Genomic DNA, 12,194 nt, shown 5'->3' with positions numbered 1-12,194 from the left:
ACAATTAACAATAATTAACAATCGTTTATTTATTCCTATTATTAATTTAGACTATAATTTTTTGCGTTAAGAATGGATATTGTTTTTATGTACCGGTATTTATTTGCAAAAAAGGCAAAATTTAATTTAATTTTTTTTACTGCTAACAAAAGGAAAAAGGAGCGGTATCTTTGATTTTTTTTGTAATATTACTTGATAAATAGGGTAGAATGAGAAAAATTAAATATAAAAAAGGGCGAAAACTACAGCCTTATAATTTAGAATATACTGGGATTCATAAAACCAAAGATTCTGAAATGCAATTGTTTGTCTATAACGATGCAAATCTTATGGAGTATGAAGATTTTAAAGTTTCAGATTTAGACAAATATATTGACGAACAAAAAACAAATTGGATTAATATACACGGTCTAAATAATGTAGAGTGGCTCAAGTCAATAGGTGATTATTTTAAAATAGATAACTTCATGTTAGCTGATATTTTAAATACTACAAGAAGAACTAAGCTGGAAGAATCTCATGATTTTTTGTTTTTTAATATAAAATCGTTGTTACCTGCAGAACATTCCGATAATATAAGTGTTGAACAAATAAGTTTTTTGATAAAAGACGGTATTTTAATTTCTTTTCAGGAAAAGCGAAGTGATTTTTTTAAGCACATCAGGGAGCGCATTAGAACGCATTCCGGAATTGTCCGAGTAAAGAAAGCGGACTATTTATTATACATTCTTTTGGATGCTATCATGGAAAATTTTTATATCACATTAGAAAACGAAGAAGATAAAATTGAAGAGCTTATAAATCTGACTAAGGAAAGTGTAGATCCTATAATTTTAGAAAAAATAGAGAAGCATAGGGATAATTTAAATTTTCTCAAGCGCTCTTTGATTCCATTGCGAGATTCTTTGTATGATATAAAAAGTATCAAAGATGATAATGTTTTTAATGTTATGGAAGCGGAGAGTTTTAGTTTTTTTGCTCGATTGCATCAAAAGAGTTTAGAACTTTTAGAACAAATAGAATCTGATATGGGATCTTTAGAAAGTGCCTCAAATTTTTTTTTCTCTGCACAAACACACAAGATGAATGAGATCATGAAAACGCTAACTATAGTTTCTGCTATATTTATTCCGCTCACTTTCATTGTAGGTGTCTATGGTATGAATTTTGAAAATTTACCGGAACTAAAATATCAGTATGGGTATCATACCGTAATGGGATTTATGTTTCTAATAGTCATTGGTATGATTATTTATTTTAAAAAACGCCGTTGGTTTTAAGGCTTTAAAAAAAAACATACAATAATTTTTGAATTAAATTAAAAATAAAAAATGAACAAAGCCATATATATAGCGACAAGCGAACAGAATAGCGGCAAGTCAATCATAACGTTAGGGTTAATGAGCATGCTTATTGGCAAAACGGCCAAAGTAGGGTATTTTAGACCTATTATAGAAGATACTGAAGAGGGAGGATTTGATAATCATATTGAGACCGTGATTGGTCATTTTGGTTTAGATATTGAATTTGAAGATGCCTTTGCCATTACTAAAAGTAAACTAATAAAGAAAAAGAACAAAGGGAAAATTGGGGAGGTTCTGGACTTGATTATTGAAAAATATAAGAAACTGGAAGAACGTTTTGATTTTGTTTTAGTTGAAGGCACTGGTTTTAGTGGGGAGGGTACTGTTATCGAATTAGATATGAATGTTTTAATTGCTAAAAATTTAGGAATTCCAACAATTATTGTAGGTTCAGGAGTAGGGAAAACATTAGAAGAACTAATTGACAGTTTATATCTAGCCTATGATTCGTTCAAGGTTAAGGATGTAGAAGTTTTGGCAGTAATAGCCAATAAAGTACAACTTGAGAATATTGATTTAGTGACAAACGGGTTGAAGAAAAGTCTGCCAACAGGGCTTTTAGTAAACTCTATTCCATTGATTCCTAATTTGAATAATCCCACCGTTCAGGAAATTGTGAATGAGTTGGATGCTAAAGTGTTGTTTGGGGCAGCACATTTAAACAATCAAACGGGCAACTTTAGTGTGGGAGCGATGCAATTGTGCAATTATTTATTGCATTTAAAAGAAAATAGTCTGGTGATAACTCCTGGCGATAGAGCGGATATTATACTTGGAGCATTACAAGCCAATGAATCGATAAATTATCCTGCCATTTCTGGGATTGTTTTGACTGGGAATATCCTTCCTGAAATAAGTATTTTGAAATTAATAGAAGGTCTTGCGCCAGTGGTACCTATTATTGCTGTGGAAGAAGGCACGTATTACATTACCAACAAGATTGGTTCTATTAAATCCAAAATTTATGCAAACAACAAACAAAAAATTGAAATCTCTATCAATACTTTTGCAAAATACGTAGACTTAGACAACTTGGCAGAAAAACTAATCACTTTTGAAGCGGATGGAATGACACCAAAAATGTTTCAGTATAACTTAGTAAAAAGGGCTAGAAAACATAGAAAACATATTGTTTTGCCTGAAGGGAATGATGACAGAATAATAATCGCAGCTTCCAGATTATTGGAGATGGATGTTGTGGATATTTCAATTATTGGAAATAAAAAACAGATCGAGAGTAAAGTTTTGGAACTGGGTTTATCTTTTGATTTTTCTAAGGTACAAATCATCAATCCCATAGAATCCAAGGAATATAATGACTATGTGAATACCTATTATGAGTTGCGAAAAGCGAAAAACGTAACGTTAGGGATGGCCAAAGATTTAATGGAAGATGTCTCGTATTTTGGTACGATGATGGTATACAAAGGGCATGCAGACGGAATGGTTTCCGGAGCAGCACATACTACGCAACAAACGATATTACCTGCTTTACAGTTTATTAAAACCAAACCAAATTCCTCAGTAGTTTCCTCTATATTTTTTATGTGTCTTGAAGATCGCGTTTCTGTATTTGGGGACTGTGCCATCAATCCAAACCCTACCGCAGAGCAACTGGCAGAAATAGCAATTTCATCCGCCGATTCCAGTTTGGCTTTTGGTATTGAACCTAAGATTGCCATGCTTTCGTATTCATCAGGATCCTCAGGTAAAGGAAATGAAGTGGACAAAGTAAGAACAGCAACAGAAATTGTGAGAAAGAAACGTCCCGACTTAAAAATTGAAGGGCCCATTCAATACGATGCTGCTGTAGATATGAGTGTAGGACAAAGCAAAATGCCAAACTCAGAAGTGGCAGGTCAAGCAAGCGTTTTGATTTTTCCGGATTTAAATACAGGCAACAATACCTACAAGGCAGTACAAAGAGAAACTGGCGCACTGGCCATTGGCCCCATGTTACAGGGTTTGAACAAACCCGTAAATGATTTAAGCCGCGGTTGCACCGTTGATGATATTATAAATACAGTCGTTATTACGGCAATTCAAGCACAAGGATTATAAAATGAAAATAGTAATTATAAACTCAGGAAGTTCCTCTATAAAATACCAATTGATCGACATGCCCACCAATGAAGTTATTTGTTCGGGGATGATTGATAGAATAGGCTTGGAAACTTCTAATCTTAGTTATGTTACCTCAACAACAAAACTAGAAGAAACAGTGCCAATTTCTAATCATAAAATTGGCCTAGAGAAAATTGCAAAACTTTTACTGGATGATACTGTGGGAGTTATTAAAAGTACGAAAGAAATAGAAGCCGTAGGGCATCGAGTGGTGCATGGAGGAAGTGATTTTTCTAATACGGTTATTATAACAGCAGCCGTAAAAGAAAAAATCAGACAGCTTTTTGATTTAGCGCCCTTGCACAATCCCGCTAATTTAGAAGGAATTACTGTGGCATCAACAATTTTTAGTACTGCAGTACAAGTAGCTGTTTTTGATACGGCATTCCATCAAACAATTCCTGTTGTAGCGCACAAATACGCGTTGCCCAATTATCTTTTGACAGAAAATAAAATACGCGTTTATGGTTTTCATGGAACAAGTCATAAGTATGTTTCGGAAAATGCGATTCATTATTTGAAACAAAATTCGGAGAATAAAGGGTCTAAAATTATCACGATACATTTAGGAAACGGTTGCAGTATGACCGCAATAAAAGACGGAAAAAGTATCGATCATACGTTGGGTTTTGGCCCAATGAATGGCTTGATTATGGGAACCCGAAGTGGGGATGTAGATCAATCGGTTATTTTTTATCTGGTAAATTCATTGGGTTATTCGCTCGAGGCAGTCAACACGATGTTACAAAAACAAAGCGGAATGTTAGGACTTACTGGCTATAGTGATTTGAGGGATATCGAAGCGAATGCAGAGAACGGAAATGCCGATTGTCAATTGGCTTTAGCCATGAATGCGTATCGTATAAAGAAATATATTGGCGCTTATACTGCGGTTTTAAACGGGCTAGATGCTATTGTTTTTACCGCGGGAGTTGGAGAAAACTCCTCTTACATTCGAAAATTAGTATGTGCAGATATGACTTATTTTGGTATAGCGTTAGATGTAGCTAAAAATGAAATTCGCTCCAAGGAAATTCGAGAAATTAATACGTCTGACTCTAAGACTAAAATATTAGTTATCCCTACCAATGAAGAAATAGAAATAGCCAATCAGGTATTTGAATTGCTTTCTAGATAAAATAACTAGCGATAAAAGCTTCTGTAATCAGAGGCTTTTTTTATACCTTTTATTTGATAAATCTATTTATATTTGGACATAAAACTGCCGTATTTTGAATGTAAGAATTACAATAATAATCCTTTTCTATTTTATTTCACCCCAACTTTATTGTCAGGAGTTACTCCCTTTTGTTGAGAATTACAACAAATCGGATTATCAAGGCGATAATCAAATTTGGAATGTAGCCCAAGGAAATGATAACGCCATGTATTTTGCTAATAATTACTATTTATTGCGATATGATGGGGTAAAGTGGGAAAAATACAGTTTGCCTAACAAAACAATCATTCGCTCGGTAATGGTTGATGCTGATCGCATTTATACAGGCTCTTATAAGGAATTTGGCTATTGGTACCGAAAAAATGCCAAAATGTTTTATGTTTCCATTTCTGATACAACTAAGGTATTTGAGGAGAGTGATAATGAAGAGATTTGGAAGATATTTAAATTTAAAGGAAACGTATATTTTCAATCTTTTAATGGCATTTTTCTATACGATGGAAAAGTAATTAAGAAAAGTAAGTTCGATTTTCTAGCCTCCTATTGTTTCGTAGTGGATGATCAATTGTTAGCAGCTTCGGTTGAAAAAGGCATTTATAAAATGAATAATTTCAAGTTTGAAAAAATAGAAAGATGGTCGATATTAGAAAATAATGTGATTCATGCAATTGAAAAATTTAAAAATAAAACCTATTTTTTCACCAAAAAAAATGGTGTTTATATTGAGGAAAATGGTGTTTTAAAACCTTGGAAAAATCCTTTAAACGAGATTTTGAAAGCAGCTAATATCAATGTGGCTGCCTTTATTAAAAACAGTAAATTAGTTATTGGGACAGCCAATAAAGGGGTTTATTTGTTTGATTTTGAAACCAATTCTTACAAAAATATTAACCGAAATAATGTCTTGATGAACAACTCAATTTTGAGTATTAGTCTTGACAAAGAGAATGATTTGTGGCTTGGCTTAGATAATGGAATTGCTCATGTTGAGGTTAATTCGCCAATATCAATTTTTTATGATAATTCCGGTATTTTAGGTTCGGTATATTCGGTAGCAAGTACTCCAAAGGGGTATTTGATGGCTTCTAATCATGGTGTTTTTAAATATGAAGAAAAGCAACTCTCATTAATTCCAAATACACAAGGGCAAGCTTGGAACATCAGTAAAATAAACAATAAATTTCTTATAGGTCACAATGAAGGTACTTTCATTTATGAGCAAGGAATATTCTCAAAATTAAGTACCATAAATGGAGGCTGGAATTTAGTAAAAAGTAGTATCAATAATTCGTATTTGCAAGCTACTTATAGTGGTGTAGTCCTTTATAATGATGAGAATGATTTAGATCGAAAAATATCAATAAAAGGACTACTAAAGCCCATAAAGTATGTGGCTCAGAATCGAAAAAATGAAATATGGGCTGCAGATAATTATAGGGGTTTATATTTGATAAAATACAATGATGCTTATGAAACCACAAGTGTTGAAAACATTACCCAACGCAGTAAAATTAGTAATGATTTTGGAATTAAAATATTTGAGTTTAGAAGTCAAATCTTTTTTTTAATCAATAAATCGTGGTATACTTATAGCTCAATAACGAATCAACTGGAAGGCAATCAATTGTTTAATGCAAACTTTAAAAATATATCAAATATTGTTTCTATTGATGAAAACCATTTTTTAATACTTCAGAATGGTCTTTTGTTTCACATTTATGCCAATGGAAATAAATTTGTTTGGAATGTTCTTCAGGAAAAATATTATTTAGGAAAGATTATCAATGACAATTTAAAAATTTTTAAAAACAAAGAAAGTTATTTATTAAATCTGGATGATGGGTTTATTTCTCTTCAGTTAAAACAAGCAAGAAAACAAAATACAAGCATAACAATAGAAGCTTTTAGTGGTGATAGTTTGATTCAAAATAAATCAAGAATTAATTACAACTCGGAGTTAAAAATACATGCAATATCTGGAAAATTTGGAGCTTCAAAACCAAATTTATTCTATAAAACGAATACTGTATCCGATTTTATGCCCATTAAAGGGGGATTGATTGAATTGAATAACCTGAGTAGTGGTTTGCATAGCGTAACTATTTATGGCAGCAATGGATTAAATTACAACAGGATTTCTAATTTCGAATTTATTGTAGCAAAGCCTTGGTATTTTTCTTTTTGGATGATTACGTTGTATTTGATTGTACTAGGGGGCATATTGTATCTTTATTATAAGTGGAATAAAATGCGATATATTCAAAAATTGGAGCTTAGAGATGAAGAGTTAAAGCATCAAAATAAAATTCTGGAAATGGAATTAAAAGCCGAAAACAGATTAAATATTCAAGAATATGAAAAGCATATTCTTGAACTTGAATTGCAAACAAAGTCATTTGAGGTCACAGGCAAGTCACTTTCCATAGCAAAGCAAAGTGAAATGATTCACAATATTCAAGGAATTTTAGACTCAGAAACAGATTTTAATAAGCTCAAAAGCGACATTAAGAAAACTATTAAAATTAATGCATTGAATAAGCATGAGTGGGAGACTTTTGAAAATAACCTAAATCAAATTCACAACGAATTCATTGTCAAACTAACTAAGAAATATCCCAACCTTACTTCTAAGGATATTAAACTTTGTATTTACTTAAAAATGAATCTCTCTTCTAAAGAAATTGCTCCAATGATGAATATTTCATTTAGAGGGGTAGAATTGCAACGGTATCGATTAAGAAAAAAATTAAATCTTATTCAGGATGAAAACCTTTCTAAGTTTTTAATAAGCATATAAATACCTTTTTTTTTATAGATACTATATTTAATGTATTGTATTTTTCTTAAAGTCACAATACATCATTACTACATCACATACACCTTTAATAATGTCTTCTTTTCATTGTTAACGGCTTAAAATCATTGGTTTTTTTTGTTTCTTTTATTTTTTGATGTATTTATGTAGTACTCCCGTTTTGTTAACTATAACGTTGTAATTAGCTACTTTAGCTTTAATAACATTTTAACAATTTAATACTATATGAGAAATTTTATTTTGGGCTTTTTAGCGCTCATTCTACTTCCGGCTTACATGTCTGGTCAAGTAATTAAAGGAAAGGTATCAGATAAAAATGGCATCGGAATTCCGGGTGGTATTATAGTTGCAGTTGATTCAAAAACGAATGCAACTACTGACTTTGACGGAAATTTTGAAATCAGAGCTGTAGAAGGTGAAGTTTTACAAATTTCTATGTTAGGTTTTGAACCAACTTCTATAACAGCTACATCAAGCTTGATGCGTATTGTTCTTCAAGAGGATCAGGATACACAATTAGATGAAGTCGTTGTAATTGGGTATGGAACTCGAAAAATTATTGATAATACTTCTTCTATTACTTCGTTGAAAGCGGAAGAAATCTCTAAAACGAAAGTACTCAATGCTTCACAAGCCATCCAAGGAAAAGCCGCTGGGGTTCAGGTAATTTCTTCGGATTTACCCGGAAGTTCACCTACTGTGGTTATTAGGGGGTTAGGTACAGCAATTGGTGGCCGAACTCCTTTATTTGTTGTAGATGGTATGCCAACGGAGAACATTAATAACATTAATACTAATGATATTACTTCTTATGAAATCTTGAAAGATGCTTCTTCTCTTGCTATTTATGGAACCAGAGCAGCTAACGGAGTTATTATTATTACCACTAAAAAAGGAAAAGGGGACAAAGTTTCCGTAGAATTTGAAACTTTTGCGGGTTTTAGACAACCTTTGAAAAAAGTAAAAATGGCAGGAAGTAATAAGTTTTCACATTATTCGAATGCTGCACTGCAATCTACTACTTTTTCGCAAGATCAACCAGTAAATACGGATTGGTTTGATGCCATTACCCGAACAGGATCGTATTCTCAAAATAACGTTTCGGTTTCCGGATCAACAGAAAATATTAAATTCTTTTTTAGCATTGGAAACTATGAAGAGAAAGGAGTTCTTAAAGGTTTAGATTACAGTCGTACTACCTTTAGAAATAATAATGAGTATAAGATTTCTGATAAGCTAACTTTAAATCAAAATTTTAGTTTTGGCTCGACTAATTCAGCTCCTAAACCTTTGGGCGCTTTTACCACTGCTTATAAACAATCTCCTATAGTACCTGTTTTTTTTCCAGATGGTCAATACGGTGTTCCACTGGTAGGTGCAAATGGTTTTGCAGGTACAACAGGTGCTTTATTTAATAATGTGGGGAATCCAGTAGCGCAATTAGACTTTTTTGATGAACAGCAAAGGAGTTTGACTTTGCAAGGAGGGTTGAAGTTAGATTATGATATTTTTGATTCCTTAACATTTACTTCCCAATTTAATGGGGAATATTATTCTTGGAAAAATTACAACTATTCAGATTCCCAAGGAATATGGATGGCGCGAAATCCTAATACAAGCCCAGCGGATTATGAAGCTGCTAATGAAGGGGTTCCTTTGAATTTATTGACAAAAGGCAGATCACAATATTTCAATTGGAATTTAACGAATTACTTTACTTATAATAAAGTTTTTGGGGAGATTCATGATGTTGAACTTACCGGTGGAATTGAAACTTCCATTAGAGGGTCTAGAGAAACATTGACTGTTACCAGAAAAAATGTAAACGCAGATGCTAATTATTGGGCTTTAAACGGCGTTGATTACTCCGGTAATATCATGAATTATAGTGATGTAGTTTCTAATGAAACTAAATTGGCTTCCTATTTTGGTCGTTTTCAATATAAATTAATGGATCGCTACTTATTTACAGGAACACTTAGACGAGATGGTTCTTCTAATTTTGGGAAAGACTACCGTTGGGGAACATTTCCTGCATTTGGTTTGGGTTGGATTATCTCCAAAGAAGGTTTTATGGCGGATGTCAAAGGAGTTGATTTATTGAAATTAAGAGGAGGTTGGGGTAAACTGGGAAACCAAAACGTACCGCTTAACAATCAAGCCTATGCTTCAGGATTGAGTTATTATTTAGGAGGTTCTATTTTGAATGAAGGAACGACTATTAATTCTCAGATTGATCCCAGTTTATCTTGGGAAATTACAGAAGAAACCTCTGCAGGTGTCGATTTTGAATTCCTAAATAGTAGACTTAAAGGTTCATTTGACGTATATGACAAAACAACAACGAATGTTATTTTGAATACTAAACCCTATCTAACTTCTGGAATAAGTAATTCCTCTCCGGCACATGTGGGTGAAGTATCAAACAAAGGATATGAAATTGCATTGCGTTGGGATGATCAATTGACAGATAATTTGAGTTATTGGGTTGGAGGTAACTTTTCAAATAACCAAAATAAACTTTCAGGTCTAAAAGATGCAACTTTGGCACCACTTATTGGTGGAGGTTTAGGAAACGGACAGGATACTAAGATATTAGATAATACCTCCGTTGGTCAGCCGTTAGGTAGTTTCTTTATCTACGAATATGCCGGTTTTGATCCTGCAAATGGAGCCATGTTGTACTACAATGCAGCAGGTGAAAAAGTAGCACAAGGTGTTTTGGCCAATGCCGATAAAAAATATGTAGGTTCTATTTTGCCTACTTCCACGTATGGGGTTACATTAGGAGTGAATTATAAAAACTTTGATTTCTCAGTTGACGGATACGGAACTGCAGGAGCTAAAGTGTACAATGGTAAAAAAGCACAACGTTTTGGAAATGAAAACATTGAAGAATATTTGGCCACTGACTTTTGGACCATAAACAATACAACTGCTTCAAATCCAGCACCTTTTAATCAAGTTCCTGTCGCTTCAACTTATTATTTAGAATCAGGTGACTTCTTTAGAATCAACAACATTACTTTAGGGTATAAAATTCCTTTAAAAGAAGGATTTATAAATTCTTGCAGAATATATGTCAATGCGATCAATCCATTAATCACTCAGAAATTCTCTGGTTTTTCTCCGGAATTGAATGGAAATGGCGACCCTTATGGAAGTCAAGGAATCGAATTAGACGCTTATCCTACCTTGAGGTCATTTGTTATTGGTGCTAATTTAAATTTTTAAGAGTATGAAAAAAATATATATCTCCGTTTTTGTTTTATCCGCGTTCTTTTTTTCAGGATGTTCAAATGAATATTTAGAGGTAGATCAAACTGAATCTATTTCTACCAATGATATCGAATTGTTCAACAATGATGCCGGTGCAGCGACCTTTGTTACTGCTATTTATAATAAGTTTTTAGATTGGAACATGTCTTCCTTTTCTTGGAATGGTGTCTCTAGTATTGCCTCTGATGATGCTGACAAAGGATCTTCCGCTGGAGATTCAGGTTCTGACAAAGATTTAATGGATGCTTTGACCTATAATCCATCAAGTCCTTCCACTAGCGAAATTTTTATAGCTAATTACGAAGGAATCAATAGATGCAACCAGGCATTAAGTATCATTCCGCAATTAGATCAGGCTAATCCTGCTTTGCGTACTAGGCTAATTGGTGAGGCGAAGTTTTTACGTGCTTTCATGTATTTTACTTTGGTTAAAACCTACGGTGGCGTTCCCATTGTTGATCGTTTGCCAAATCCTTCTTCAGAAGAAGATCGAATTATGCAGTTAACACGTAAATCAAGTGCGGAAGTATATGCGCTTATCGAAAGTGATTTGAATGCTGCTATTGCAGCATTGCCTAATAAAGCAGCTTATACCGCTTCCGAAAAAGGACGAGTTTCACAAGGAGCTGCTTATGCCTTGTTAGCCAAAGTGAATTTATACCAAAAAAACTGGCAGAAAGTGATCGATAATTGCAATTTAGTTACTGGGTATTCTCTCGTTTCGGATTATGCGTCTATGTTTAGACTGGCAGGAGAAAATGACGCTGAATCTATTTTTGAAATTCAGGGTGTGGGTTCTGTTCCTGCTCAAGGAATTAAACAATATTCGCAAACTCAGGGGGCTCGTGGTTCTGGAGGATGGGGCTGGGGTTTCAACACACCTTCTCAAAGTTTATTAGATGCTTATGAAGCCAATGATGTTAGAAAAAATGCAACAATTATGTTTAGAGGGGCAACTTTATACGATGGCCGAGTAGTACCTGCAGATGCAGATAATCCAAGATACAATTACAAAGCCTATTCTTCTGCTTTTTCTGGTCAGGATAATTCAGATACGAATATCAAGTATTTGCGTTATGCCGAAGTAATCCTAATGAAAGCAGAAGCATTGAACGAATTAAACCAAACTCCCGAAGCAATTACTTTGTTAAACCAAATTAGAAGAAGAGCTGGATTAGCCAATACAACATTTACTTCACAAGCGGATATAAAAATTGCAATTTGGAAAGAAAGAAGAGTCGAAATGGCTTTTGAACACGACAGATTTTTTGATTTAGTTCGAACAGGATCGGCACGAGCGGTAGCTGCTTTTGCTATTCATGGCAAAACATTTGTAGCGGGAAAACATGAAGTGTTTCCATTACCACAACTATTTATTAGAGAAGCTGCTGGATTGTCATCTCAAAATCCTGGTTATTAATTCTTAAAACAG

General features: G+C 33.6%; 6 protein-coding genes. All 6 read left to right on the top strand.

Annotation, left to right across the window (positions count from 1 at the left end; all coding sequences use genetic code 11):
* Nucleotides 1-209 precede the first annotated feature (209 nt).
* The 6 genes from corA (at nt 210) to AC0608_RS12320 (ending at nt 12,182) form a co-directional block, all read left to right on the top strand.
* A complete protein-coding gene (gene corA / locus AC0608_RS12345) occupies nt 210-1,280 on the top strand; it encodes a magnesium/cobalt transporter CorA (RefSeq protein ID WP_417961560.1) in 1,071 nt (356 codons plus the stop codon).
* 51 nt (nt 1,281-1,331) lie between these two features.
* Complete coding sequence (pta, locus tag AC0608_RS12340; protein WP_478289257.1) at nt 1,332-3,425, top strand: phosphate acetyltransferase; 2,094 nt, start codon at nt 1,332-1,334, stop codon at nt 3,423-3,425.
* 1 nt (nt 3,426) lies between these two features.
* Nucleotides 3,427-4,626: an acetate/propionate family kinase gene (locus AC0608_RS12335; RefSeq protein WP_478289256.1), complete on the top strand. Its 1,200-nt coding sequence runs from the start codon at nt 3,427-3,429 to the stop codon at nt 4,624-4,626.
* 94 nt (nt 4,627-4,720) lie between these two features.
* Nucleotides 4,721-7,465 carry a ligand-binding sensor domain-containing protein gene (locus AC0608_RS12330; protein WP_478289255.1) on the top strand — a complete coding sequence of 915 codons (2,745 nt, stop codon included), beginning with the start codon at nt 4,721-4,723 and terminating at the stop codon, nt 7,463-7,465.
* A gap of 243 nt (nt 7,466-7,708) precedes the next feature.
* A complete protein-coding gene (locus AC0608_RS12325; protein ID WP_478289254.1) occupies nt 7,709-10,717 on the top strand; it encodes a SusC/RagA family TonB-linked outer membrane protein in 3,009 nt (1,002 codons plus the stop codon).
* Nucleotides 10,718-10,721: 4 nt separating this feature from the next.
* Nucleotides 10,722-12,182 (top strand): RagB/SusD family nutrient uptake outer membrane protein, encoded by a 1,461-nt coding sequence (locus AC0608_RS12320; protein ID WP_478289253.1) that lies wholly within the window; start codon nt 10,722-10,724, stop codon nt 12,180-12,182.
* Nucleotides 12,183-12,194: the final 12 nt, after the last annotated feature.

The organism is Flavobacterium sp. GNP008, assembly GCF_056428965.1.
The sequence above is the reverse complement of the archived record's forward strand: the minus strand, read 5'-3'. Positions and strand labels throughout refer to the sequence as shown.